The organism is Streptomyces sp. DH10, from assembly GCF_029813805.1.
GTDB classification, from domain to species: domain Bacteria; phylum Actinomycetota; class Actinomycetes; order Streptomycetales; family Streptomycetaceae; genus Streptomyces; species Streptomyces coeruleofuscus.
Genome location: NZ_JARVKU010000024.1, coordinates 88906 through 114622 on the forward strand (window position 1 = coordinate 88906; position 25717 = coordinate 114622).

General features: G+C 71.7%; 21 protein-coding genes. 19 read left to right on the forward strand and 2 right to left on the reverse strand.

Features of this window, described 5'->3' with window-relative positions:
- The first annotated feature begins 122 nt into the window (after positions 1-122).
- The 5 genes from QC385_RS36055 (at position 123) to QC385_RS36075 (ending at position 6230) form a co-directional block, all read left to right on the forward strand.
- Complete coding sequence (locus tag QC385_RS36055; protein WP_010039908.1) at positions 123-644, forward strand: sigma-70 family RNA polymerase sigma factor; 522 nt, start codon at positions 123-125, stop codon at positions 642-644.
- Positions 644-1471 (forward strand): anti-sigma factor family protein, encoded by an 828-nt coding sequence (locus QC385_RS36060; RefSeq protein ID WP_279545600.1) that lies wholly within the window; start codon positions 644-646, stop codon positions 1469-1471. Before QC385_RS36055 ends, QC385_RS36060 begins: the two co-directional genes overlap by 1 nt.
- A 60-nt stretch (positions 1472-1531) precedes the next feature.
- Positions 1532-3817, forward strand: a complete 2286-nt coding sequence (locus QC385_RS36065; protein WP_279545601.1) for a HelD family protein — start codon at positions 1532-1534, stop codon at positions 3815-3817.
- A gap of 357 nt (positions 3818-4174) precedes the next feature.
- A complete protein-coding gene (locus QC385_RS36070; protein WP_279545602.1) occupies positions 4175-5608 on the forward strand; it encodes an NAD-dependent malic enzyme in 1434 nt (477 codons plus the stop codon).
- A 340-nt stretch (positions 5609-5948) separates the two neighbouring features.
- Positions 5949-6230: an HU family DNA-binding protein gene (locus QC385_RS36075; RefSeq protein ID WP_003990598.1), complete on the forward strand. Its 282-nt coding sequence runs from the start codon at positions 5949-5951 to the stop codon at positions 6228-6230.
- 238 nt (positions 6231-6468) lie between these two features.
- Here QC385_RS36075 and murA read toward each other — a convergent pair whose 3' ends face one another.
- Entirely contained in the window at positions 6469-7809 is a 1341-nt protein-coding gene (gene murA / locus QC385_RS36080) for a UDP-N-acetylglucosamine 1-carboxyvinyltransferase (protein WP_279545603.1), read from the reverse strand.
- 252 nt (positions 7810-8061) lie between these two features.
- Between murA and QC385_RS36085 the strand changes: the two genes are divergently transcribed.
- The 13 genes from QC385_RS36085 (at position 8062) to QC385_RS36145 (ending at position 23304) form a co-directional block, all read left to right on the forward strand.
- A complete protein-coding gene (locus tag QC385_RS36085) occupies positions 8062-8634 on the forward strand; it encodes a YqgE/AlgH family protein (protein WP_279545604.1) in 573 nt (190 codons plus the stop codon).
- A 29-nt stretch (positions 8635-8663) separates the two neighbouring features.
- Positions 8664-8945 (forward strand): DUF3039 domain-containing protein, encoded by a 282-nt coding sequence (locus tag QC385_RS36090; protein ID WP_003990595.1) that lies wholly within the window; start codon positions 8664-8666, stop codon positions 8943-8945.
- Between the two features lie 211 nt (positions 8946-9156).
- Entirely contained in the window at positions 9157-10455 is a 1299-nt protein-coding gene (locus tag QC385_RS36095; RefSeq protein ID WP_279545605.1) for an extracellular solute-binding protein, read from the forward strand.
- Between the two features lie 254 nt (positions 10456-10709).
- The gene (locus tag QC385_RS36100) at positions 10710-11624 is read left to right on the forward strand and encodes a carbohydrate ABC transporter permease (RefSeq protein ID WP_279545657.1); all 915 of its coding nucleotides are present in this window, start codon (positions 10710-10712) and stop codon (positions 11622-11624) included.
- Positions 11621-12466: a carbohydrate ABC transporter permease gene (locus QC385_RS36105; RefSeq protein ID WP_279545606.1), complete on the forward strand. Its 846-nt coding sequence runs from the start codon at positions 11621-11623 to the stop codon at positions 12464-12466. The genes QC385_RS36100 and QC385_RS36105 overlap by 4 nt, the downstream gene beginning before the upstream one ends.
- 1 nt (position 12467) lies before the next feature.
- Entirely contained in the window at positions 12468-14099 is a 1632-nt protein-coding gene (locus tag QC385_RS36110; protein WP_443033077.1) for a beta-N-acetylhexosaminidase, read from the forward strand.
- 282 nt (positions 14100-14381) lie between these two features.
- On the forward strand, positions 14382-15275 hold the full coding sequence (locus QC385_RS36115) for an FAD binding domain-containing protein (RefSeq protein WP_279545607.1): 894 nt from the start codon (positions 14382-14384) through the stop codon (positions 15273-15275).
- Positions 15272-17827 carry a 2Fe-2S iron-sulfur cluster-binding protein gene (locus tag QC385_RS36120; RefSeq protein ID WP_279545608.1) on the forward strand — a complete coding sequence of 852 codons (2556 nt, stop codon included), beginning with the start codon at positions 15272-15274 and terminating at the stop codon, positions 17825-17827. The genes QC385_RS36115 and QC385_RS36120 overlap by 4 nt, the downstream gene beginning before the upstream one ends.
- Entirely contained in the window at positions 17824-20133 is a 2310-nt protein-coding gene (locus QC385_RS36125; protein ID WP_279545609.1) for a xanthine dehydrogenase family protein molybdopterin-binding subunit, read from the forward strand. The genes QC385_RS36120 and QC385_RS36125 overlap by 4 nt, the downstream gene beginning before the upstream one ends.
- Positions 20133-20672, forward strand: coding sequence for an AAA family ATPase (locus tag QC385_RS36130; RefSeq protein ID WP_279545610.1), 540 nt, complete (start codon positions 20133-20135; stop codon positions 20670-20672). Before QC385_RS36125 ends, QC385_RS36130 begins: the two co-directional genes overlap by 1 nt.
- A 373-nt stretch (positions 20673-21045) precedes the next feature.
- Positions 21046-22212, forward strand: a complete 1167-nt coding sequence (locus QC385_RS36135; RefSeq protein ID WP_279545611.1) for an SUKH-4 family immunity protein — start codon at positions 21046-21048, stop codon at positions 22210-22212.
- Between the two features lie 81 nt (positions 22213-22293).
- The gene (locus QC385_RS36140) at positions 22294-22785 is read left to right on the forward strand and encodes a DUF6083 domain-containing protein (protein WP_279545612.1); all 492 of its coding nucleotides are present in this window, start codon (positions 22294-22296) and stop codon (positions 22783-22785) included.
- Between the two features lie 111 nt (positions 22786-22896).
- A complete protein-coding gene (locus QC385_RS36145; protein ID WP_279545613.1) occupies positions 22897-23304 on the forward strand; it encodes a hypothetical protein in 408 nt (135 codons plus the stop codon).
- Between the two features lie 20 nt (positions 23305-23324).
- Here the strand turns inward: QC385_RS36145 and QC385_RS36150 are convergent, their stop codons facing one another.
- A complete protein-coding gene (locus tag QC385_RS36150; RefSeq protein ID WP_279545614.1) occupies positions 23325-23951 on the reverse strand; it encodes a dihydrofolate reductase family protein in 627 nt (208 codons plus the stop codon).
- Between the two features lie 136 nt (positions 23952-24087).
- Between QC385_RS36150 and QC385_RS36155 the strand changes: the two genes are divergently transcribed.
- Complete coding sequence (locus QC385_RS36155; protein ID WP_279545616.1) at positions 24088-25551, forward strand: MFS transporter; 1464 nt, start codon at positions 24088-24090, stop codon at positions 25549-25551.
- Positions 25552-25717: the final 166 nt, after the last annotated feature.

Genomic DNA, 25717 nt, shown 5'->3' on the forward strand with positions numbered 1-25717 from the left:
CAACGGCTCGCGTCCGTACGGCATGTGGAGCGACCGACTGGGGGAACCCCCGGACACCGGAGGTGGGCGTGCGCAAGGATTCCGTCGTGGCCAATGAACGTGCACCGAGGGCCCGACATCGCATGTCCCAGCCCTCGGAACCCGACGAGGAGCTGATGCGTGCGCTCTATCGCGAACACGCCGGACCCCTGCTCGCCTATGTCCTGCGTCTGGTGGCCGGAGACCGGCAACGCGCCGAGGACGTCGTGCAGGAGACGCTCATCCGTGCCTGGAAGAACGCCGGACAGCTCAATCGAGCGACCGGATCGGTACGCCCCTGGCTGGTGACGGTCGCCCGGCGCATCGTCATCGACGGCCACCGCAGCCGGCAGGCCCGGCCGCAGGAGGTCGACCCGTCGCCGCTGGAGGTCATCCCCGCGGAGGACGAGATCGACAAGGCGCTGTGGCTGATGACTCTCTCGGACGCACTCGACGACCTGACCCCCGCTCACCGGGAGGTGCTCGTCGAGACGTATTTCAAGGGGCGTACGGTCAATGAGGCGGCCGAGACCCTGGGTATACCCAGCGGCACCGTCCGCTCCAGGGTCTTCTACGCTCTGCGTTCCATGAAGCTGGCACTGGAGGAGCGGGGGGTGACGGCGTGATGAGTGTTTACGGGGGTAACCAGGGGTTCGGTACGGGAGGCATGGGTATGTCTGGACCCATGCAGGAATCTCCGGTGCCGAACGAGCACGAGACCGTCGGCGCCTACGCTCTCGGCATCCTCGACGACGCCGAAGCCACCGCCTTCGAAGCCCACCTCGCGACCTGCGAATGGTGCGCCCAGCAGCTGGACGAGCTGGCCGGCATGGAGCCGATGCTCGCCGCCCTCGCCGACCTGCCCGGCTCGGGCACACCCGCGATCGGCGAGTCGCTGTCCGCGAAGCCCCGGCCGCGCCTGGTGGAGAAGCTGGTCGACGAGGTCGCCGACCGCCGCGCCCAGAAGCGCCGCCGCAGCTTCTACATGGTGGCCGCGGCCGGCGCGCTGATCATCGGCGGTCCCTTCGTCGCGGTCGCGACGAACGGCGGTGGTGACGGCGGCGGCGCCGAGAACCGCCCGCTCGCCGCGAGCCCCGCCAAGGAAGCCTTCGACGGCATCTCCGACAAGATCTCGGCCACGGACCCGAACACCAAGGTCTCCGCGACCGTCGCAGTCCAGAAGAAGGACTGGGGCACCGGAATGGTCCTGGAGCTGAAGAACGTCAAGGGCCCGCTGAAGTGCGCCCTCGTCGCGGTCGGCAAGAACGGCGAGCGGGAGACCCTGTCCTCCTGGTCCGTCCCGGAATGGGGCTACGGCCTCCCGGACGCCAAGTCCGAGAAGGCCAAGGAGCCGCTGTACGTCCAGGGCGGTGCCGCCTTCGAGCCGAACGAGATCGACCACTTCGAGGTAGTGACCTTCGACGGCAAGCGGCTGGTCGAGGTCGACGCGTAGCCTTACCGGGTCCCCTTCGCGTACGGTGGACGGCTGCCCAGCACGTCAGAAGGGGGCCCGGTGGCCGCTCAGGCTCCACAGGAAACCGCGCTCGACTCCCTGAGAGACAGAGAGATCGGCGTCGAACAGGAACACCTGGACCGGGTGTACCGGCGTCTCGAGGAGAAGATCCACGAGGCCGAGTTCCTCATGAACGACGCGGCCCAGCGTGGCCAGGTCGGCACGCCCGGCGCGCTCGCCGAGCGGGACGCCCAGGTCTTCCGGGCCGGCATACACCTCAGCCGGCTGAACAACGAGTTCGAGGACTTCCTCTTCGGCCGCATCGACCTGCTGCGCGGCAAGGACGGCAAGAAGGGCCCCGACGGCGCGTACACCGCCGTCGAACCCGCCGAGGGCGCGATCCGCGAGGACAGCACCGCCGACATCGCCGAGACGCTGCACATCGGCCGCATCGGCGTCCTCGACCAGGACTACGCCCCGCTGGTGATCGACTGGCGGGCCCCGGCCGCCGCCCCCTTCTACCGGTCCACGCCCGTGGACCCCGGCCGGGTCGTCCGCCGCCGGGTCATCCGCTCCAAGGGCCGCAGGGTGCTGGGCGTCGAGGACGACCTGATGCGCCCCGAGCTGACGGCCTTCCTCGACGGCCGCGAGCTGCCGGTCATCGGCGACGGCGCCCTGATGGCCGCGCTCGGCCAGGCCCGCAGCCACACCATGCGCGACATCGTCGCCTCCATCCAGGCCGAGCAGGACCTGGTCATCCGCGCCCCCGCCGCCTCCGTGACCTACGTCGAGGGCGGCCCCGGCACCGGCAAGACCGCCGTCGCCCTGCACCGCGCGGCCTACCTCCTCTACCAGGACCGCCGCCGGTACGCGGGCGGCATCCTGATCGTGTCGCCGACCCCGCTGCTCGTCGCCTACACCGAGGGCGTGCTGCCCTCCCTCGGCGAGGAGGGCCAGGTCGCCATCCGCGCCATCGGCTCCCTCGTCGACGGCGCCGAGGCCACGCTCTACGACTCCCCGTCCGTGGCCCGCGCCAAGGGCTCGTCGCGCATGCTCAAGGTGCTGCGCAAGGCCGCGCGCGGAGCTCTGGAACTGAACGATTCACCGGCCCGGCTGCGTGTGGTCGCCTTCGGCCGCCGCCTGGAACTGGAGGCCGAGCGGCTGGCGGGCATCCGCCGCGCCGCCCTCGGCGGCACCGCCCCCGTCAACCTGCTGCGCCCCCGCGCCCGCAAGCTCCTCCTGGACGCCCTGTGGGAACAGTCCGGCGCCGCGGGCCGGCACACCGACCCGGAGCTCGCCGCCGAGCTGCGCTCCTCCTTCGACGAGGACATCACCTCCGAGGACAGCTTCATCGCCTTCCTCGACGCCTGGTGGCCCGAGCTGTCCCCGGCGGCCGTCCTGGACGCCATGGCCGACGAGCGGCGCCTCGGCCGCTGGGCCCGGCGGATCCTCAATCCCGGCGAGATCCGCAAGGTCGCCCGCTCCCTCAGGCGCGAGGGCCGCTCGGTGCACGACATCGCGATGCTCGACGAGCTCCAGGCCATCCTCGGGGCCCCGGCCCGCCCCCGGAGGAGGCGCGAACTCGACCCGCTCGACCAGCTCACCGGCCTGGAGGAGCTGATGCCGGTGCGCGAGGAGTCGCAGCGCGAGCGCGCCGAGCGCCTCGCGCAGGAGCGCACGGAGTACGCGCACGTCATCGTGGACGAGGCCCAGGACCTCACGCCGATGCAGTGGCGCATGGTCGGCCGCCGCGGCCGACACGCCACCTGGACGGTCGTCGGCGACCCGGCCCAGTCGTCCTGGTCCGACCCGGACGAGGCCGCCGAGGCTCGCGACGAGGCACTCGGCACCCGCCCGCGCCGCCGCTTCGAGCTCACCGTGAACTACCGCAACCCGGCCGAGATCGCCGAACTCGCCTCGAAGGTGCTGGCCCTCGCCATGCCGGGCTCCGCGTCCCCCAAGGCGGTCCGCTCCACCGGCGTCGAGCCCCGCTTCACCGTCGTGGACGACACGTTGGCCGAAACCGTCCGTGCCGAGGCGGCCCGGCTGCTGGAGCGCGTCGACGGCACGGTCGGTGTGGTCGTCGCCATGCAGCGCCGCGAGGAGGCCCGCCGCTGGCTCGCCGGGCTCGGCGACCGGGTCGTGGCACTCGGCAGCCTGGAGGCGAAGGGCCTGGAGTACGACGCGACGGTCGTGGTCTCCCCGGCGGAGATCGCCGACGAGTCCCCGGCCGGCCTGCGCGTGCTCTACGTCGCACTGACCCGGGCCACCCAGCAGCTCACGGTCGTCTCGGCGGACCGGGACGAGCCCGACGCGACGGGAGTACCGGACCTGCTCAGGGACTGATTCCGGTCCGTCCGGCGGGACCGCGCCCCGTTACCCACTTGCCGGCGAAATGAACTCCCGGTACGGGAATGGCCTTACGGGATCTGTTTGTTAGCCTGGACGTGGCACCGGCTCGATCCAAGCCCCCGGGCCCAACCATCGTCGCTACGAGCGACCACTTGCCGCGAGGCGAGCATGGCGGGTCGGTGCCACCTACTTCATAAGAGACCCACGTCCTCACGTGACGTGGGTCTCTTTTTGCTGGCCTGTTCCGCGAACAAAACGTTCGCAATCGAGGGTGGCTACCTGCTACTCAGCGGTAGGTGCGACGATCGGACGGCACAACTCAGCGTCAGGTGAAAGCAGAGGAAGTCGGCCATGGCAACGGCGCCCAGCGTCTCCTACTCGATGACGGTCCGGCTGGAGGTGCCCGCGAGCGGAACCGCCGTCTCGCAGCTCACCACCGCCGTGGAGTCCTCCGGAGGCTCGGTGACCGGCCTCGACGTCACCGCTTCCGGTCACGAGAAGCTCCGTATCGACGTCACCATCGCGGCCTCGTCGACCGCACACGCCGACGAGATCGTCGAGGAACTCCGCGGCATCGAGGGCGTCACGCTGGGCAAGGTCTCGGACCGGACCTTCCTCATGCACCTCGGCGGCAAGATCGAGATGGCGTCCAAGCACCCCATCCGCAACCGCGACGACCTCTCCATGGTCTACACGCCGGGTGTCGCCCGCGTCTGCATGGCGATCGCCGAGAACCCCGAGGACGCCCGCCGCCTCACCATCAAGCGCAACTCCGTTGCGGTCGTGACGGACGGTTCCGCCGTGCTGGGCCTGGGCAACATCGGCCCGAAGGCCGCGCTGCCCGTCATGGAGGGCAAGGCGGCCCTCTTCAAGCGGTTCGCCGGTATCGACGCCTGGCCGATCTGCCTCGACACCCAGGACACCGACGCGATCGTCGAGATCGTCAAGGCGATCGCCCCGGGCTTCGCCGGCATCAACCTGGAGGACATCTCCGCCCCCCGCTGCTTCGAGATCGAGGCCCGGCTGCGCGAGGCCCTCGACATCCCCGTCTTCCACGACGACCAGCACGGCACCGCGATCGTCGTCCTCGCCGCCCTCACGAACGCACTTCGCGTCACGGGCAAGGCGATCGAGAACATCCGCGTCGTCATGTCCGGCGCAGGCGCGGCCGGTACGGCCATCCTGAAACTGCTGATCGCCGCGGGCGTCAAGAACGCCGTCGTCGCCGACATCCACGGCGTCGTGCACGCCGACCGCGAGGACCTGGTGGACGCCGCCCCGGACTCGGCGCTGCGCTGGATCGCCGACAACACCAACCCCGAGGGCCTGACCGGCACCCTCAAGGAGGCCGTGCGCGGCGCGGACGTCTTCATCGGCGTCTCGGCCCCGAACGTCCTCGACGGCGACGACGTGGCCGCCATGGCCGAGGGTGCCATCGTGTTCGCGCTCGCGAACCCGGACCCCGAGGTCGACCCGGCAATCGCCCGCCAGACCGCGGCCGTTGTGGCCACCGGCCGTTCCGACTTCCCGAACCAGATCAACAACGTGCTGGTCTTCCCGGGCGTCTTCCGCGGCCTGCTGGACGCCCAGTCGCGTACGGTCAACACCGAGATGATGCTCGCGGCGGCGAAGGCCCTCGCGGACGTGGTGACCGAGGACGAGCTGAACCCGAACTACATCGTCCCGAGCGTCTTCAACGACAAGGTCGCGGGCGCGGTCGCCGGAGCGGTCCGGGAGGCCGCGAAGGCGGCCGGCGCGACGGCGAGCGGCTCGTCCGGCGTCTGAGGACGGGGCGCTCGACCCGCGGTGAGGTCCGGGGGCACCGGCCCCCGGACTGTGAGGATCCCCACGGCAACCCGGAAAACGGCGCGTCGAGGGACCACTGTCAGCGGCGGACCCCTATCGTGGCGGCCAGGCTCAGGCCCTCTTTTCGTGTGACTCCCCAAGGGTGTTCTCACGACTCCGCCGGGTGCCGGATTGGCTTTCCCGCCGCAGGTAGAGGCAGGATGCCTCCCTGGGCGCGAGGGTCTGACGACGGACCCGGGTCCGGGGACTCATTGAGGACCCTGGCAGCATCGGCTTCGATCTGACGCCTCAACGGCAAGATGAACACGGGAGTAACAACATGAACCGCAGTGAGCTGGTGGCCGCGCTGGCCGACCGCGCCGAGGTGACCCGCAAGGACGCCGACGCCGTGCTGGCCGCGTTCGCCGACGTGGTCGGCGACATCGTCTCCAAGGGGGACGAGAAGGTCACCATCCCCGGCTTCCTGACCTTCGAGCGCACCCACCGTGCCGCTCGCACCGCCCGCAACCCGCAGACCGGCGAGCCGATCCAGATTCCGGCTGGCTACAGCGTGAAGGTCTCCGCGGGCTCCAAGCTCAAGGAAGCGGCCAAGGGTAAGTGACCTGGTCGTCCGTGCGTCTCAGGACGGCGTACGAGGCACAGTGACACCAAAGGGGCGGCCACCCGATCCGGGTGGCCGCCCCTTTGGGCTTCACTGCGTGTACTGACCGGGTGCTACCCGAGCGCCTTGCCCGGCAGCTCGACCTTCGCACCGAGCTCCATGAGCTTCTCCATGCTGTGCTTTCCCGGGGGATAACCCCCGGACCCCCAGCCGGGCGGGCGTTGCTCCGGAGCCGGGATCAGCCGAGCGCCTTGCCCGGCAGCTCGACCTTCGCACCGAGCTCCATGAGCTTCTCCATGAAGTTCTCGTAGCCGCGGTTGATGAGGCCGATGCCGTGGACGCGGGACGTGCCCTGGGCCGCCAGCGCCGCGATGAGGTACGAGAAGCCGCCGCGGAGGTCGGGGATGACCAGATCGGCGCCCTGGAGCTTGGTGGGGCCGGAGACGACGGCCGAGTGGAGGAAGTTGCGCTGGCCGAAGCGGCAGTCGGAGCCGCCCAGGCACTCGCGGTAGAGCTGGATGTGGGCGCCCATCTGGTTCAGGGCGGAGGTGAAGCCGAGGCGGGACTCGTAGACCGTCTCGTGGATGATGGACAGGCCCGTGGCCTGGGTCAGGGCCACCACCAGCGGCTGCTGCCAGTCGGTCTGGAAGCCGGGGTGGACGTCCGTCTCCAGCGCGATGGACTTCAGCTGGCCGCCGGGGTGCCAGAAGCGGATGCCCTCGTCGTCGATCTCGAAGGCCCCGCCCACCTTGCGGAAGGTGTTCAGGAACGTCATCATCGAGCGCTGCTGGGCGCCGCGGACGTAGATGTTGCCCTCGGTCGCCAGCGCGGCGGACGCCCAGGAGGCGGCCTCCAGGCGGTCGGAGAGGGCGTGGTGGGTGTAGCCGCCGAGTTTGTCGACACCGGTGACGCGGATGGTCCGGTCGGTGTCCATCGCGATGATGGCGCCCATCTTCTGAAGGACGCAGATCAGGTCCTCGATCTCCGGCTCGACAGCCGCGTTCGAGAGCTCGGTGACACCCTCGGCGAGCACCGCCGTCAGCAGCACCTGCTCCGTCGCGCCCACGGACGGGTACGGCAGCCGGATCTTCGTACCCCGCAGCCGCTGCGGGGCCTCCAGGTACTGCCCGTCCGCCCGCTTCTCGATCCGCGCGCCGAACTGCCGCAGCACGTCGAAGTGGAAGTCGATGGGCCGGCCGCCGATGTCGCAGCCGCCGAGACCCGGGATGAACGCGTGGCCGAGGCGGTGCAGAAGGGGGCCGCAGAACAGGATCGGGATACGGCTCGAACCCGCATGGGCATCGATGTCAGCGACGTTCGCGCTCTCCACGCGCGTCGGATCCATCACCAGTTCGCCGGGCGCGTCCCCCGGGCGCACCGTCACACCGTGCAGCTGCAACAGGCCCCGTACGACCCGTACGTCACGGATGTCCGGAACATTGCGGAGGCGGCTCGGGGCACTGCCCAGCAGCGCTGCCACCATGGCCTTCGGTACGAGGTTCTTCGCACCGCGGACACGGATCTCGCCCTCCAGCGGGGTTCCGCCGTGGACAAGCAGGACATCGTCGTTGACGGTCATGAATCTCGCGTTCCGTGGAGTCGGGCAGGGGCCAGGAGGGAAAGGGTAATCGCCCTCCACCCCCCTTCCGTAAGCCTGGAGCAGACCCAGCCACGTCATAGCTCTGTCACAACACGAACCGTTCCGTGCCGGGCACATGGGGTCACCGTCACATCCGTGCGCGACAAACGCACCAGTGCGCCCTGAGCTGCGTTCCCTCCCGTACCCGCATTGCCTCCCCACGGAAAGGGAAGATGCGGGATCATGTCTGGCATGACCGAGGTGTCCTCGCTCACAGGGCGGTTGCTCGTGGCCACGCCCGCCCTGGCGGACCCGAACTTCGACCGCGCGGTGGTGCTGCTCCTCGACCACGACGAGGAGGGCTCTCTCGGTGTCGTCCTCAATCGCCCCACGCCGGTGGACGTGGGCGACATCCTGGAAGGCTGGGGGGATCTCGCCGGTGAACCCGGCGTCGTCTTCCAGGGCGGCCCGGTGTCGCTGGACTCGGCCCTCGGGGTCGCCGTCGTCCCCGGCGGCGCGTCCGGGGAGGCCGCTCCGCTGGGCTGGCGCCGGGTGCACGGCGCGATCGGCCTGGTCGACCTGGAGGCCCCGCCGGAACTGCTGGCCTCCGCTCTCGGCTCGCTGCGGATCTTCGCCGGGTACGCCGGCTGGGGCCCGGGCCAGCTGGAGGACGAGCTGGTGGACGGCGCGTGGTACGTCGTCGAGTCGGAGCCCGGTGACGTCTCCTCGCCGTTCCCGGAGAGACTCTGGCGCGAGGTGCTGCGCCGCCAGCGCAACGAGCTGGCGATGGTGGCGACGTACCCGGACGACCCTTCGCTCAACTGATGTCTGTGAGCTTCAGTACCCTTGGGCCTATGAGCACTCTCGAGCCCGAGCGCGGGACTGGTACGGGGACCCTCGTAGAGCCGACGCCGCAGACCTCCCACGGTGACGGTGACCACGAGCGCTTCGCCCACTACGTCCAGAAGGACAAGATCATGGCGAGCGCCCTCGACGGCACCCCCGTCGTGGCGCTGTGCGGCAAGGTCTGGGTGCCGGGCCGCGATCCGAAGAAGTACCCGGTGTGTCCCATGTGCAAGGAGATCTACGAGTCCATGAGCTCCGGCGACGACGACAAGGGCAAGGGCGACAAGTAGTCCCGGTCCGCGCGGCGTAAAGCCTCCAGGGTGCGTTTTGCGCACCTTGGAGGCTTTTGTGCTGTTCGGGCGTTGCGCAGGATGCGTCAGCCGGTCACAGAGTGGTTGAGACCTCTTGTGGGCGTGTTCATCCAGTCCATAGCCTCCGGGGTGTTGTGCACAGCGAAACCTTCATTGCGCATGTTGCAACACTCCCTCGGAGGAGCACTCCATGAAGCTGTCCGTCCGATGTGCCGGGCTCACCGCCCTCGCCGCTCTCCTGGCCACCGCCTGCGCCCCCCAGACCGCCACGAACTCCTCCTCCGACAAGGACGAGAAGACCGGCACGCTCCGCGTGTGGCTCTTCCAGGAGGTCGGCAACACCCCCAAGGAGAAGGTCGTCGACTCGGTCGTCGCCGCCTTCGAGAAGGCCCACAAGGGCACCGAGGTCGACGTCGAGTACATCCCGATCGACACCCGCGCCCAGCGCGTCAAGGCCGCGTTCAACGACCCCGCCTCCGCTCCCGACGTGATGGAGTACGGCAACACCGACACGGCCGGCTATGTGAAGGACGGCGGACTCCTCGACGTCACCAAGGAGTTCGGTGACTGGAGCGAGGCGAAGGACACCGACCCGACGGCCAGGCAGTCGGTGACGGTGGACGGCAAGGTCTACGGCGCTCCCTTCTACGTCGGCGTCCGCGCGCTGTACTACCGCACGGACGTGTTCGAGGAGCTCGGCCTGTCCGCCCCGAAGACGATGGACGAACTGGCCTCCACCGCCCGCGAGATACGCGCCGCGAAGCCCGACCTGTACGGGCTGGTCGTCGGCGGCGCCTACACCTACGGCGCGATGCCCTTCGTCTGGGCCAACGGTGGTGAACTGGCGAGCGGCAAGGGGGGCTCGTACGCCTCCGGCATCGACAGCCCGCAGGCGCGGAAGGGCATCAAGGCGTACACGTCCCTCTTCGGCGACGACAACTGTCCGGCCGCCAAGTGCGCGGGCATGGGCGGCAACGACACGATCTCCGCGTTCGCCGCGGGCAAGGCGGGCATGGCGATCGGCGGCGACTTCAGCCACACCGCCGTCGAGGCCGGGAAGGTCAAGGGCAAGTACGCCGTCGTCCCGCTGCCGGGTGTGAAGTCCGGCTCGATCGCACCGGCCTTCGCGGGCGGCAACAACATCGGCGTCCTGAAGAGCACGTCCCACCGCACGCTCGCGGTCCGGCTGATGGAACAGCTCGCCTCGAAGAAGACCCAGACCGAACTCTTCGAGGCGATGGGCTTCCTGCCGACCTTCACGGACGTACGGCAGGAGGTCGCGTCGAAGGAGCCGTTCGTGAAGCCCTTCGTGCGGACCCTCTCGGCCGGCACCAAGTTCGTCCCGGCCTCACCCGCATGGGCCCAGATCGACTCCTCGCTCGTCCTGCCCACGATGTTCCAGGAGATCATCAGCGGGAAGAAGGACGTGACCGCGGCCTCCCAGGACGCGGCGAAGAAGATGAACACCGCGTTCGGCTCCGCGGGGTGAGCCGGGTGAACGACCGGGGGGAACCGGCGGGCGCCGGCCTGGAGGGGAGCGATCCGGCAGGGGAGCGCTTGTCCGGCGCCGCGTCGGCGACGGGTGGCCTGGTGGAGACCGAGGGCGACTCGGCCGGGAGCGTCTCGGAGGTGGCCGGCCTGGCTGAGGATGGCCTGTTCGGGGTCGGCTTGGCGGGGGGCGGTTCCCGTGAGGCCCGCGCCGGGTATGGCGGTGGTCCACGGGGGCGGACTTCGGGCAAGGGCATCCGCGGGAGGCGGGGCGCGGCCGGCGCGTCGCCGCTCGCGGCCGGTGGGTGGACGCCCTGGCTGTATCTCGCGCCCGCGCTGGTCGTGCTCGGGGGACTGCTCGTCTACCCCATCTACCAACTCGGCCTGATCTCGTTCTTCGAGTACACGCAGGCGCAGGTCAGTGGCGGGAAACCGACCGTGTTCCGGGGGGTCGCGAACTACGCCGAGCTGTTCGGGGATCCGCAGTTCTGGCAGGTGCTGCTCGCCACCGTGCTGTTCGCGGCGGCCTGTGTCGTCTCCACGCTCGCGGTCGGCTGTGCCCTCGCCGTGCTGCTCACGCGCGTACGGGCCGTACCGCGGCTCGCGCTGATGCTGGCCGCCCTGGGCGCGTGGGCGACGCCGGCGGTGACCGGCTCCACGGTCTGGCTGTTCCTCTTCGACCCGGACTTCGGCCCGGTGAACCGGATGCTGGGCCTCGGCGACCACTCGTGGACGTACGGGCGTCTCAGCGCCTTCTTCCTCGTCCTGCTCGAAGTGGTGTGGTGCTCCTTCCCGTTCGTGATGGTGACCGTGTACGCGGGGATTCGCGCCGTACCGGTCGAAGTGCTGGAGGCCGCCGCCCTGGACGGCGCCTCGCAGTGGCGCATCTGGCGATCCGTACTCGCCCCGATGCTCCGGCCCATCCTGGTCGTGGTCACCATCCAGTCGGTCATCTGGGACTTCAAGGTCTTCACCCAGATCTACGTCATGACGGGCGGCGGCGGCATCGCGGGCCAGAACCTGGTCCTGAACGTCTACGCCTACCAGCAGGCGTTCGCGTCCTCGCAGTACAGCCTCGGCTCCGCGATCGGCGTCGTGATGCTGCTGATCCTGCTCGCCGTCACGCTCGTGTACCTGCGGCTGCTGCGCCGGCAGGGGGAGGAACTGTGAACCCGCTTCGCGTTCGTGTGCGCCGCCCGGGGCGGCTGGCCGCCGAGGCCTCGGCCCTGCTGGTCGCGGTCGTCGTCGCCTTTCCCCTGTACTGGATGGTGCTCAGCGCCTTCAAACCGGCCGGGGAGATCGAGTCGAGCGAGCCCAGGCCGTGGACTCTCGCGCCTTCTCTGGACTCCTTCCAACGGGTCTTCGGGCAGCAGGAATTCGGCCGTTACTTCCTCAACAGCCTCCTCGTCGCGGGCTGTGTGGTGATCGCCTCCGCGCTCATCGCGTTTCTCGCCGCGACCGCCGTGACACGATTCCGGTTCCGCCTCCGGACCACCTTGCTGATCATGTTTCTGGTGGCCCAGATGGTGCCCGTGGAGGCCCTGACGATCCCCCTCTTCTTCCTCATGCGGGACTTCGGCCAGCTGAACACCCTGGGCTCGCTGATCCTGCCCCACATCGCCTTCTCGCTGCCCTTCGCGATCTGGATGCTGCGGGGGTTCGTGAAAGCCGTTCCGGAGGCACTGGAGGAGGCCGCCTGCATCGACGGGGCGAGCCGGGCGCGATTCCTGTGGCAGATCCTTTTCCCGCTCGTCCTGCCGGGGCTTGTGGCCACCAGCGTGTTTTCCTTCATCTCCGCCTGGAACGACTTCCTCTTCGCCAAGTCGTTCATCATCAGTGACACTTCCCAGTCGACGCTGCCGATGGCGCTGCTGGTCTTCTACAAGCCCGACGACCCGGACTGGGGCGGCGTCATGGCCGCCTCGACGGTGATGACGATTCCGGTCCTGGTCTTCTTCGTACTCGTACAGCGGCGTCTGGTCTCCGGACTGGGCGGAGCGGTGAAGGACTGACGTGACTCCTCCGAACACGGACGTGATTCCGGCGCCCCTGAGCGTCGAGACCGAGGACGGACCGGGCTTCGTCCTCGACGCGGGCACCGGGATCGAGTCGGGCCCCGGCACCGAGCCGGTCGCGCGGTGGCTGCGCGCGACCGTCGGCGCGGCGACCGGTCTGCCGCTGGACCCGCACACCGGCGACGCCCACCGTGTCCGACTGGGGATCCTGCCCGCCCTGGGCGGACCCGAGGCGTACCGCCTCACGGCCGGCGCCGACCGCGTCCTCATCGAAGGGGCGAGTCCGGCGGGCCTGTTCTGGGGCGCCCAGACCTTCCGTCAACTTCTCGGCCCCGATGCCTTTCGCCGCGCTCCGGTGACCCGCCGGCGGAAATGGGAGGTGTCCGCCGTCACCATCCACGACGCTCCCCGATTCCGCTGGCGCGGCCTCATGCTCGACGTCGCCCGGCACTTCATGCCCAAGGAAGGCGTCCTGCGCCATCTCGATCTGATGGCCGCGCACAAACTCAACGTCTTCCACTTCCATCTGACGGACGACCAGGGCTGGCGCATCCGGATCGAGCGGCATCCCCGGCTGACCGAGATCGGCTCCTGGCGGGCGCGGACGAAAACCGGCCACCGGGCCTCACCTCTGTGGGAGGAGAAGCCGCACGGCGGCTACTACACCCAGGACGACATCCGGGAGATCGTCGCGTACGCCGCCGAGCGGCATATCACCGTCGTCCCCGAAATCGACGTACCGGGCCACTCGCAGGCCGCCATCGCCGCGTACCCGGAACTCGGCAACACCGACGTCATCGACACCACCGCCCTCTCCGTCTGGGACACCTGGGGAATCAACCCGAACGTACTCGCCCCCACCGACAACACCCTGCGCTTCTACGAGGGCGTCTTCGAGGAAGTGCTGGAGCTGTTCCCGTCGGAGTTCGTCCACGTCGGCGGCGACGAATGCCCCAAGGACCAGTGGCGGCGGTCGGAGACCGCCCAGGCGCGCATCAGGGAACTCGGCCTCGCTGACGAGGACGAGCTCCAGTCCTGGTTCATCGGGCACTTCGACGCGTGGCTGGCCGCGCGCGGGCGCCGGCTGATCGGCTGGGACGAGATCCTGGAGGGCGGGCTGGCGAAGGGCGCGGCCGTGTCCTCCTGGCGCGGCTACGCGGGGGGCATCGCCGCAGCCCGGGCCGGCCACGACGTCGTCATGTGCCCCGAGCAGCAGGTGTATCTGGACCACCGTCAGGCCCCGGGCCCCGACGAGCCGGTGCCGATCGGGTGGGTGCGCACCCTGGAGGACGTCTACCGGTTCGAGCCGGTGCCGCCGGAGTTGACGCCCGAGGAGGCCGGGCACGTGCTGGGCACCCAGGCCAACGTGTGGACCGAGGTGATGGAGGACCACGCACGGGTGGACTACCAGACGTTTCCCCGGCTCGCGGCCTTCGCCGAGGTCGCCTGGAGCGCCCTGCCCGTCCCGGCGGAACGGGACTTCACCGGCTTCGAGTGCCGTATGGCCGCCCACTACCGGCGGCTCGACGCCCTCGGCGTCGCCTACCGGCCACCCGCCGGACCGCTGCCCTGGCAGCGGCGCCCCGGGGTGCTGGGCCGCCCCAAGGACGGACCGCCGCCCAGCCGGTAACACCGGGCCGTCCCTGCCGAACAGCTCGGCCGTCGCTACCGAACAGCTCGAACAAGCCACGGAAAAAGCGCACAAGGGTCACCGAAAGTGCCAATCCCCACGCACTGGTGAACCCGGGTGAAAACGGACCATCTCCCCGGTGAGGTGGGCGAATGCCTCCTAGCGGACCCGTGTCCTCGGCTCTCGCCAAGATGTGCCAGAGTTGCCACGTCCGCCCTGTCAGCACGTACCGTACGGCAGCACAGGTGGGACCAGGTGGGGCAGCGGGAAGGGGCAGCCGGTTTGACCACGCACGCACCGCAGGCGGCGCAGGCCGTCACGCTGCCCACGACGCTGGACGAGGCCGTCGCGGCACTCACCGCCGTGCCCGCCGCCGTGCCCGTCGCGGGCGGCACCGACCTGATGGCCGCCGTCAACTCCGGACAGCTCAGGCCCGCCGCGCTGGTGGGACTCGGCCGGATCAGCGAGATCCGCGGCTGGCGGTACCTGGACGGTCACGCGCTGCTCGGCGCGGGCCTCACGCACGCGCGCATGGGCCGCCCCGACTTCGCGGCCCTGATCCCGGCGCTCGCCGCCGCCGCGCGCGCCGCGGGCCCGCCGCACATCCGCAACGCGGGCACCCTGGGCGGCAACATCGCCTCGGCCGCCCCCACCGGGGACGCGCTGCCGGTGCTGGCCGCCCTGGAGGCGACACTGATCATCGCGGGCCCGGGCGGAGCCCGCCGGGAGGTCCCCGTGTCGCACCTGCTGGCCGGGATGGACATGCTGCGGGCCGGTGAACTCATCGGCTACGTGCGCGTGCCGCTGCTGCACGCCCCGCAGGTCTTCCTGAAGGCGACCGGACGCACCGGCCCGGGGCGTGCGGTGGCGTCCGTGGCCCTGGTCCTGGACCCCGCACGCCGGGGCGTGCGTTGCGCAGTGGGCGCCATAGCGCCGATGCCGCTGCGCCCCCTGGAGGCCGAGCAGTGGGTCGGCAGCCTCATCGACTGGGACAACAACCGCGCGCTCGTGCCGGAGGCCCTGAGCGCCTTCGGCGAGTACGTCGCCGCGGCCTGCATCCCCGACGCGGCGCCGGCCGAGGACGGCTCGGTCGCACAGCTTCCGCCCGCCGTACTGCACCTGCGGCGTACCGTCGCCGCGCTGGCCCGACGAGCACTGGGGAGGGCGCTGTCGTGACCGACGACCAGCACGGAGAGGGCACGCCCCGGGGCGGGAGCCGCTGGGACCCGCTGCCCCAGGGCGAGTACGACGACGGCGCAACCGCCTTCGTCGAGCTCCCCGAGGGGGGCATCGACGCGCTGCTGGCCGCCGACAGCCCCCTCGCCGCGCCCGGCCACGGCTACGTGCCGCCGCAGATAACGGTCGACCCCGCCGCGACCGCCGGAACCGACCCGGCGGCACCGGGCGCGTGGCCGGTCCCCGGCGCGCCCGTCGACGGCACTCAGTGGCACGACCCGCACGCGGCGCACCGGCAGGGCCACGAGCACGGCGGTCACGAGCAGCCGGGGCACGACACGGGCGAGCGGACGTACGGCACGGAGGCGCCGTACGGATCCGGCACGCCGTACGGCTCCGGCGCGGGGACGGCGCGGCACGGCGAGGACGACCGCTTCATGTACAACCCGGGAGCCACCGGGCAGTGGAACTTCGAGGACACCTCGGCGACGGAGTCCGCGCCCGGCCATGACGTGACCGGGCAGTGGTCCATCCCCGTCGCCGGGGGCGACCTTCCGGACGAGTCGGGCGAGTTCACCACGTCCTCGCTGGTCGAGCAGTGGGGCGGCACGCCGCCACCCACGCTGCCGGGCGGTGCGCCCGCGCCGTGGGCGACACAGGCGGCGGGCCGGCCGTGGGGGCAGCAGGACACGGCGGGGCAGGAGCAGTCCGGGCCGGGTTATCCGCACGGGCACGAGCAGGACGGCGGACACGGACTCGGGCAGCCGCCGGCTGCCGGACCGGCCTCCGGGTACGCGCCGGATCCGGAGGCGCGGCGCGCCCACGCCCCGGAGCAGCCGCCCGCCGGGCCCATGCCGCAGGGGCCGGAGTCGTCCGGCTTCGGTGGCCATGGGCCGGAGTCGCAGGGGTTCGCAGGCCACGGGCCGGAGATGCCCGGTGCCGGTCACGCACCTCAGCCTTCCGACGGTGCCGGCCAGGGGCAGGAGCGGTCTGCTTTCGCCGACCACGGCTCGGATCCGCACGGCGTACCAGACCACGGCTCGGATCCGCACGGCTTCACGGACCACGGCTCGGAGCCGCACGCCTTCACCGACCACCGCCCGGAGCCGTCCGCCTTCACCGAGCACGGGTCGGACCTACAGGGCTTCTCGGGCCACGGCTCGGACGAGCCCGCCTTCTCGGACCACGGCCCGGATCCGCACGGCGCACCCGGCCAGGGCCCCAAGCCGGGCGACGTACCCGGCCACGGCCCGGACCCGCACGGCTTCACGGACCACGGCCCGGATCGGTCCGCCTTCACCGGCCACGGCCCGGAGCCGCACGACACGGACCACCACGGCCCGGAGCCACACGACACGGACCTCCACGGCCCGGAGCCACACGCCTTCACGGATCACCACGGCCCGGAGCCCACCGGCGCACCCGGCCACGCGCCGGAGCCGTCGGGCCACTTCGGTGAGCCGGCCGGGCACTCCGCCGCCACCGATGACGCACCCGAGCACGCCGAGCACTCCGGGGCAGCCCCGCCCGCCCCCGAACAGCCCGAGTCCCCCCAGCCGTACTCCGAGGCCCCGGGGGAGGCCCCCGGCGAGCCCGCGCCCGAGGCGCACGCGGAAGCCGGCGCGCCCCCGCAGACCGCCCAGGAAGCCTCACAGGACGCTCCCGGCCCCGGTGAGGCCGCCGAGGACGCCACAGAGGGCGCAGGGGCCGCAGACGGCGCTGACGCCCCCGCCGAGCCGTCCGCCGCCGGGCCCCTCCCGGCCGAGGCCGGCCCGGACAACGCCGGACCGGAGGACGCCGAAGGCGAGACCCCGGACGACCCGGCAGCGCACGACCACCCCGCCGTCTCGCACGACCCGGCCGGCACCCAGGGCGAGGCGCCCCAGGACGCGCCCTCCACGGCCCCGCAGGAGGACCACCCCCTCGCCTCCTTCGTCCTGCGCGTCAACGGCACCGACCGCCCCGTCGCCGACGCGTGGATCGGCGAGTCCCTGCTGTACGTGCTGCGCGAGAGGCTCGGACTCGCGGGGGCCAAGGACGGCTGCTCGCAGGGCGAGTGCGGCGCGTGCAACGTCCAGGTCGACGGGCGGCTCGTCGCGTCCTGCCTGGTCCCGGCCGTGACCGCCGCCGGCAGCGAGGTCCGTACCGTCGAGGGCCTGGCCGAGGACGGGCAGCCCTCGGACGTGCAGCGGGCGCTCGCGCGCTGCGGCGCCGTGCAGTGCGGCTTCTGCGTGCCCGGCATGGCGATGACCGTGCACGACCTCCTGGAGGGCAACCCGGCGCCCACCGAGCTGGAGACCCGCCAGGCGCTGTGCGGCAACCTGTGCCGCTGCTCCGGCTACCGGGGCGTGGTGGACGCCGTACAGGAGGTCGTCGCCGAACGCGAGGCACACTCCGCGCCCGCCGACGGCGACACCGACGAGGCCCGTATCCCGCACCAGGCGGGCCCGGGCGCCGGCGGCGTCCACGCGTCGGCCTTCGGCTCGCCCCCGGAACCGCACACTCCAGACCCCCATGACCAGCCCTACGGCCAGGACGGAGGCCCCGCGTGAGCAACGAAGCAGCCACCGCGCAGGCCGCGGAGGCCGCCCCCGCCCCCGAACCACTGCCGCACGGCCTGGGCGCATCCCTCCCGCCCGCGGACGCCCGCGCCAAGACGGAGGGCACCTTCCCGTACGCCGCCGACCTGTGGGCCGAGGGCCTGCTGTGGGCGGCCGTGCTGCGCTCACCGCACCCGCACGCGCGCATCGTCTCCATCGACACCTCCCACGCGCGCGAGATGCCCGGCGTACGCGCCGTCGTCACCCACGAGGACGTCCCCGGCAGCCCGTTGCACGGCCGCGGCAAGGCCGACCGCCCGTTCTTCGCCTCCGAGATCGTGCGCCACCACGGCGAGCCCATCGCCGCCGTCGCCGCCGACCACCCGGACACCGCGCGGATGGCCGCCGCCGCGGTCATCGTCGAGTACGAGGTGCTCGACCCGGTGACCGACCCGGAGCAGGCCTTCGAGGCGGAGCCGCTGCACCCCGACGGCAACCTGATCCGGCACATCCCGCTGCGCCACGGCGACCCGGAGGCGGCCGGCGAGGTCGTCGTCGAGGGCCTGTACCGCATCGGCCGCCAGGACCCCGCGCCCATCGGCGCCGAGGCGGGCCTGGCCGTACCGCGCCCGGACGGCGGTGTGGAGCTGTACCTCGCCTCCACCGACCCGCACGCCGACCGCGACACGGCCGCCGCCGCCTTCGGCCTGGAACCCGAGCGGGTCAAGGTCGTCGTCACCGGTGTCCCCGGCGCCACGGCCGACCGCGAGGACCATGGCTTCCAGCTCCCGCTCGGCCTGCTGGCGCTGCGCACCGGCTGCCCGGTGAAACTCGCGGCCACGCGCGAGGAGTCCTTCCTCGGGCACGCCCACCGGCACCCCACCCTGCTCCGCTACCGCCACCACGCCGACGCCGAGGGCAGACTCGTGAAGGTGGAGGCGCAGATCCTGCTCGACGCGGGCGCCTACGCCGACACCTCCGCCGACGCCCTGGCCGCCGCCGTCGCGTTCGCCTGCGGCCCGTACGTCGTCCCGAACGCCTTCATCGAGGGCTGGGCCGTCCGTACCAACAACCCCCCGTCCGGCCACGTACGCGGCGAAGGCGCCATGCAGGTCTGTGCCGCCTACGAGGCGCAGATGGACAAGATCGCCAAGAAGCTCGGCATCGACCCGGCCGAGGTGCGGCTGCGCAACGCGATGGCGACGGGCGACGTGCTCCCGACCGGCCAGACGGTGACCTGCCCGGCCCCGGTCGCCGAACTGCTCCAGGCCGTGCGGGACTTCCCGCTCCCGCCCCTGCCCAAGGACACGCCCGAGGAGGAGTGGCTGCTGCCCGGCGGCCCCGAGGGCGCGGGCGAACCGGGCGCGGTGCGCCGGGGCGTGGGCTACGGCGTGGGCATGGTCCACATGCTCGGCGCGGAGGGCGCGGACGAGGTCTCCACGGCGACCGTGAAGGTCCACGACGGTGTGGCGACGGTGCTGTGCGCGGCCGTCGAGACCGGCCAGGGCTTCACGACCCTGGCCCGGCAGATCGTGCAGGAGACGCTCGGCATAGACGAGGTGCACGTGGCGCCCGTCGACACCGACCAGCCCCCGGCGGGCGCCGGCTGCCGTGGCCGGCACACCTGGGTGTCGGGCGGCGCGGTGGAGCGCGCGGCCAAGATGGTGCGCACGCAGCTCCTCCAGCCGCTCGCCCACAAGTTCGGCATGTCCACGGAGCTGCTCCAGATCACCGACGGCAAGATCACCTCGTACGACGGAGTCCTCTCGACGACCGTCACCGAGGCGCTGGACGGCAAGGAACTGTGGGCCACCGCCCAGTGCCGCCCGCACCCGACCGAGCCGCTGAACGAGGCCGGCCAGGGCGACGCCTTCGTCGGCATGGCCTTCTGCGCGATCCGCGCGGTGGTGGACGTCGACATCGAGCTCGGTTCCGTACGGGTCGTGGAACTGGCCGTCGCCCAGGACGTGGGGCGGGTCCTGAACCCCACCCAGCTGGCCGCCAGGATCGAGGCGGGCGTGACCCAGGGCCTGGGCATCGCGCTGACCGAGAACCTGCGCACCCCGCGCGGTCTGATCCGCCACCCGGACCTGACCGGTTACGCCCTCCCGACCGCCCTCGACGCGCCCGACATCCGCATCGTCAGGCTGGTCGAGGAGCGGGACGTGGTCGCCCCGTTCGGGGCGAAGGCGGTCAGCGCGGTGCCGGTGGTGACGTCCCCGGCGGCCATCGCGTCCGCCGTACGGGCCGCCACGGGCCGCCCCGTGAACCGGCTGCCGATCCGCCCGCAGGCCGCGGTGGTCACGGAACGGTCCTGATGCCCGTTCTGGACGGGGTCGTCCTGGTCACCGGAGTGATGGCGGCCGGCAAGTCGACGGTCGCCCAGGCGCTGGCGGAGGCCCTGCCGCGGGCCGCGCACGTACGTGGGGACGTGTTCCGGCGCATGATCGTGTCCGGCCGCGAGGAGTACGTCCCAGGCGCCGGGGACGAGGCGGAGGCCCAGCTCCGGCTCCGGTACCGCCTGTCGGCGGCGACGGCGGACGCGTACGCCGGGGCCGGGTTCACGGCGGTCGTGCAGGACGTGGTGCTGGGCGAGGACTTGAGAACGTACGCCGGTCTGGTGCGCACCCGGCCGCTGTACGTGGTCGTCCTCGCGCCGCGGCCCGAGGCGGTGGCCGCGCGGGAGGCGGAGCGTTCGAAGACCGGATACGGCGACGCCTGGACCGTCGGCATGCTGGACGAGGCGCTGCGCACGGGGACACCGCGCATCGGACTGTGGCTGGACACCTCGGAACTGACGGTGGAACAGACCGTGGAGGCGATTCTCGCGGAAAGGGAACGCGCGAGGGTGGTCTGAGCGTCTGCTGAGGTGGACGCGCCCTAGGGTCTGTCGTCACATTCCCGTCGTCGCCCGAAGGGCGGCCTCGCGGCGTCAGGTGCGTGCTCTCGGCGTGCCGGGCGTAGGCCCTCGTACTGGACGTACTTGGGTCTGCGCCCGGTGCGGCGAGTGGGGGCACCTCCCACGCCCTTAAGGCAGTGGGGGAGCGTGCATGGCGTCGCGAGGCAGACGGGAATGTGACGACAGGCCCTAGCTGGGCGCGTCGCTGTTCCGGGGCGTTGTCAGTGGTGGGGCGTACTGTTCTGGGCAGTGGGGGACGGCTGCCGGGCCTGGCCGGGCGGTCCGCCGTGCTCCGCCAGGGGACGGTGAGCAAGCGCATGCGGGGGAGCCCATGAGTATGACCGACGCCGGTTCCGCGGTGATCACCCTGACCGAGTCCGAGCTGGACCCGTGGGTGACGCACGCGTCGACGCGGCACTGGCTGACCGGGCCCGGACTGCCGGGCGACAGCGGCGTGCTGAGCTTCGCCGAGCTGGACCGGGAGGGTCTGCGCACGGTGGCGGACTCGACGGGCGGCCCGGAGGACCGGCTGTCGGCGGAGCTGCGCGAGCAGCTCGTGATAGGCGGACTGCTCGGCCCCGGAGGCCTGGAGACGGAGTCCGTCCTGCTGGACGGCGCGACGGGCGAGATCTCGACGACGTACGTCCTGCACGACCGCCCCGACCTGATGGACCGCCGCCCGCTGGCGCCCTCGCTGCGGACACTGGTCCGCTTCGCCGAGGCGACGGACGAACTGGCCGGTCTGCGCGGCCAGTTCGCCTCCTACGCGGGCCGCTTCGGCCCGAAGGCGGTGGCGGAGGCCTCCCAGCACCTGCTGGCGGTGTTCCGGGACGGGACGGACGGCGAGCCGGCCCCGTTCTGGAAGATGGCGGCCCTGATCCGCCCCCTGTCCCTGGTCGCGGGCCGGGGCGGCGCGTCCGGACTGTCCCTTGACCTTCCGCACCGCCTCCTGGACCAGGAGTTCGGCCCCGGCAAGGTGGCCCGCTTCGAGGACCTCGACTTCCCCGCGACCCTCACGCACGAGCCGACCCGCCGTTTCCTGCGCGAGGTGGGCCTGCCGGAGGACGCCTACGTCTTCTCCCTGGACACGGACGTCCCCCTGGCGACGCTCGCGGAGTACTACGCCGACACGGACGGCCCGACGGAACTTCCCTCCGGCGCCCACCGCCTGATACGTCTCGGCCACCTCGTCGAGGACAACAGCCTGGTCGTCGACGGCGAGACGGGCGCGGTCCTGAACTGGTGCGAGCCCGAGGCGACGCTGTACCCGCTGAACACGGACGTGTCGACCCTGGCCTTCACCCTCTGGCTGCTGCACCGCGAGCGCGCGATCGACGCCCAGTCGGACCACGAGCTGACGACCGACACGTACGACCAGCTGGCCATGACGATGCTCCAGGTTCTGTCGGCGGTCGACCCGACGGGCGTCACTGCGGGCGGCTCGGGCCGCCACTACTGGACCGACGCGTTCCAGGACGAGGCGGGCGGGGTGCTGTAGGAGCGGGGCCCACCCGACTGCTCCCGTTGCGCCCCGATTGCGCCCTGGCCGACTCCCGAACGCACGCACATGCTCGGTCCCATGGGGGATACAGGCCAGCCGAGCAGCATCATCCCGTTACCCGATCCCGACGGACACCGGCAACGGCCACCGGGAGCGCCGCAACCATGGGAGAAGACCGACCGGGCCCAGGCGGCGATGGAAGGCGCCACCGGCCCTGAGCCGCCCGCTCCACCCGTCTGCCCCAACTGCGGGCTCGTCGGGGACCGGCGTGTCACCTACTACGGCTGGCACGTCCTCCTCGAACCGGACATGCCGGTGCCCGCTCACATGGTGCCCGCCTGGCACCGCTGGTACCTGGACTCCAACGGGACGGCGTGGAACAGCCGCGAGGACGAGCCCGCGGCGGGTGCCGTGTGCCGTGTACCGCACCGGATCGCCTGTCCCGGGCTGCGGCTGGAGGAGATCGGTCTCTGGCGGTGGCTGGACGCCGTGCGGGCGGAGAACGGGCGCCGGGCGTGGCGAAAGGCAGAGAAGGAAGCCGGTCCGGGAGCGCTTCCCGATGCCGGCTAGTGCCGCCGACGCCGCCGCGTGCGGGCGGGCCGCCCGCTCCCGTGGAAGATCCCCGAGAGGGCGAATAGGCTGGTCGCAGGGGTCGACATGGTTCGATCCGAGGAGCCTTTCATGACCAGGAAAAGGAACGGCGCCTGGCGGGCGACGGGAGTTGTCACCGCACTCGCCACGGCCGCCGCGATCGCCTTCGTCGCCCCGGCCCAGGCTCAGTCCACCGCTCAACTGTCCGCGTGGGTCAGCGACGGCTGGGGCGGCGGAACCATCACCAGCCAGCCCGCCGGGATCAACTGCCACCAGTCGGCGTGGGATCCGTACGCGACCAACGACCCGCAGCCGAACCCGACCGGCACCTGCACCGCGAGCTTCGAAGTCGGCACGACGGTCACCTTCACCGCCACACCCGACCCGGGGTCCCACGTCAATCAGGGCCCCGCACCGAATCCGGTGACCGTGCGAACGGGCTACAACTACACGTGGGTCCTGTTCTGCCCGAACGACGGTCTGTGCTCCGCGGGCTAGCGGCAGAGTGGCCCTTGGGCTCAGGACAGCACGCGGTACGTCAGGTGTGTGACCTGGGTCGCCGGGCGGGACTTCACCTGTTCCAGTCTCAGCGGTGGGACGTCCTCGAACAGGCGCGTGCCGACGCCCAGTGTGAACGGCACGATGTGCAGCCGCAGTTCGTCGATCAGCCCGGCGGTGAGGTACTGGTTGATGGTGGTCGCGCCGCCGAGGATCAGGACGTCGCCGTCGCCGTCGCCGGCCGCGGCCCGGGCCTGAGCCAGTGCCGACGCGATTCCGTCCGTGACGAAGTGGTACGTCGTGCCGCCGTCCATCGGCTGCGGCCCGCGCGGGTGGTGGGTGAGCACGAACACCGGCGCGTGGAACGGCGGATCGTCGCCCCACCAGCCGTTCCATTGACGGTCCCACTCGCCGCGCACGGGACCGAACATGTTGCGGCCCATGATGAATGCTCCGGCGGCGGCCAACTGGTCGATCTCGGCCCGGTTCTCGTCGGGGTGGTCGAACATCCAGGCGTGCAGCTTGTCGCCCGTGCCGTCGCCGCCGTCGTCGCCGAACGGGCGTTCCTCGGTCTGGTCGAGCCCCGCGGAGTAGCCGTCGGCCGAGACCGTGATGTCGCAGATCACCCTGCCCGTTCGTTCGGTCATCGTTCTCTCCTCCAAGCGCCGGCGTGAACAGACACAGCATGACGCTTTGTGGCGGGGAGGCGTACGACCAAGGTCCCAGTCCGGGACCGTCTCGCGACAGGGGTCAAAGTGTTCCGTGGCCCTTACCCTGGCGTTCATGACCGTCCCGAAGCCGCGTGACGCAGATGTCGTGGAAGCCGAAGACCTGGCCTGCGCCCCCGGGGCGGACGAGACCGTGCTGGGGCGGTCCTATCGGGCCCTGAGCTTCGGGATCGTCTCCGTGGTGCTGCTCATCGCCTTCGAGGCGACGGCCGTCGGTACGGCGATGCCCGTCGCGGCGCGGGAGTTGGACGGGGTGTCGCTGTACGCGTTCGCGTTCTCCGGCTACTTCACGACGAGTCTGTTCGGGATGGTGCTCTCCGGGCAGTGGTCGGACCGGCGCGGGCCCCTCGGGCCGCTGACGACGGGCATCGCCTCCTTCGGGGCCGGGCTGTTGCTGTCGGGGACCGCCGGGGCGATGTGGGTGTTCATCCTGGGGCGGGCCGTGCAGGGGCTCGGCGGCGGGCTGGTGATCGTCGCGCTGTACGTCGTCGTCGGGCGGGCGTATCCGGAGCGGCTGCGGCCGGCCATCATGGCCGCGTTCGCCGCGAGCTGGATCCTGCCGTCGATCGTCGGCCCGCTCGCCGCCGGCACGGTGACCGAGCGGCTCGGGTGGCGGTGGGTGTTCATCGGGATACCCCTGCTCGTCGTCTTTCCGCTCGCGCTCGCCCTGCCGCAGATACGGCGCCGGGCGGCCGGACCAGTACCCGCGGCGGAGCCTTCCCGGCCCGGCGAACCCGCCTCCCTCAACGGCCGCCGCATCCGCCTGGCCCTGGCCATCTCGCTCGGCGCCGGCCTTCTCCAGTACGCCGCCCAGGACCTGCGCCCCCTCTCGCTCCTGCCGGGCGCGGCCGGACTGGCCCTGCTGGTGCCCGCCGTGCTCGGGCTGCTCCCGCGCGGGACCTACCGGGCCGCTCGCGGGCTGCCCTCGGTCGTGCTGCTGCGAGGCGTCGCCGCGGGGTCCTTCATCGCTGCGGAGTCCTTCGTGCCGCTGATGCTGGTGACCCAGCGCGGGCTCAGTCCGACGTTGGCCGGGTTCTCGCTCGCCGCGGGCGGCGGGACGTGGGCGCTGGGCTCGTGGGTGCAGTCGCGGACGCGGTTCGAGCCGTACCGGGAGCGGCTGACGACTGTCGGGATGCTGCTGGTGGCGGCGGCCATCGCCACCGCACCGAGTGTGCTGATCGACTCCGTGCCGGTCTGGACCCTGGCCGTCGCCTGGGCCTTCGGCTGCTTCGGCATGGGCCTCGTCATCTCCTCCACGAGCGTGCTCCTGCTCAAGCTCTCCGCCCCGGAGGAGGCCGGCACCAACTCCGCCGCCCTCCAGATCTCCGACGGCCTCTCCAACGTCGTCCTGCTCTCCGCCGGCGGCGCCGCCTTCGCCGCCCTCGGCGGCGGCACGGTCAGCCACACCACCACCGACGCCACCGGCTCCCACCCGGCCGCCTTCGCCGCGGTGTTCCTGCCGATGGCGGTGGTGGCGCTGGTAGGGGCGTGGGTGACCACGCGGTTGCGGGAGCGGTGAGAGCCGGTGGGCGGTGGGCTGGTCCGGCAGGAGCTCGACGACCTGCCGGCCGCCACCGGCCGCCTCCCAGAGGACATCCGTCTCACCGCCGAGCGCCTGCGGGGGCTGTGACGTGGGTCCCACCCTGGTGTGACCCGGCCTGATCCGCGCATGAGCAGTGGTGGGC

Coding starts and splice junctions, on each gene's coding strand:
- QC385_RS36135 (WP_279545611.1), top strand. CDS start 21,046: ATGAGTATGACCGACGCCGGTTCCGCGGTGATCACCCTGACCGAGTCC.
- QC385_RS36055 (WP_010039908.1), top strand. CDS start 123: ATGTCCCAGCCCTCGGAACCCGACGAGGAGCTGATGCGTGCGCTCTAT.
- QC385_RS36075 (WP_003990598.1), top strand. CDS start 5,949: ATGAACCGCAGTGAGCTGGTGGCCGCGCTGGCCGACCGCGCCGAGGTG.
- QC385_RS36140 (WP_279545612.1), top strand. CDS start 22,294: ATGGGGGATACAGGCCAGCCGAGCAGCATCATCCCGTTACCCGATCCC.
- murA (WP_279545603.1), bottom strand. CDS start 7,809: ATGACCGTCAACGACGATGTCCTGCTTGTCCACGGCGGAACCCCGCTG.
- QC385_RS36150 (WP_279545614.1), bottom strand. CDS start 23,951: ATGACCGAACGAACGGGCAGGGTGATCTGCGACATCACGGTCTCGGCC.
- QC385_RS36070 (WP_279545602.1), top strand. CDS start 4,175: ATGGCAACGGCGCCCAGCGTCTCCTACTCGATGACGGTCCGGCTGGAG.
- QC385_RS36130 (WP_279545610.1), top strand. CDS start 20,133: ATGCCCGTTCTGGACGGGGTCGTCCTGGTCACCGGAGTGATGGCGGCC.
- QC385_RS36095 (WP_279545605.1), top strand. CDS start 9,157: ATGAAGCTGTCCGTCCGATGTGCCGGGCTCACCGCCCTCGCCGCTCTC.
- QC385_RS36090 (WP_003990595.1), top strand. CDS start 8,664: ATGAGCACTCTCGAGCCCGAGCGCGGGACTGGTACGGGGACCCTCGTA.
- QC385_RS36085 (WP_279545604.1), top strand. CDS start 8,062: ATGACCGAGGTGTCCTCGCTCACAGGGCGGTTGCTCGTGGCCACGCCC.
- QC385_RS36155 (WP_279545616.1), top strand. CDS start 24,088: ATGACCGTCCCGAAGCCGCGTGACGCAGATGTCGTGGAAGCCGAAGAC.
- QC385_RS36145 (WP_279545613.1), top strand. CDS start 22,897: ATGACCAGGAAAAGGAACGGCGCCTGGCGGGCGACGGGAGTTGTCACC.
- QC385_RS36060 (WP_279545600.1), top strand. CDS start 644: ATGAGTGTTTACGGGGGTAACCAGGGGTTCGGTACGGGAGGCATGGGT.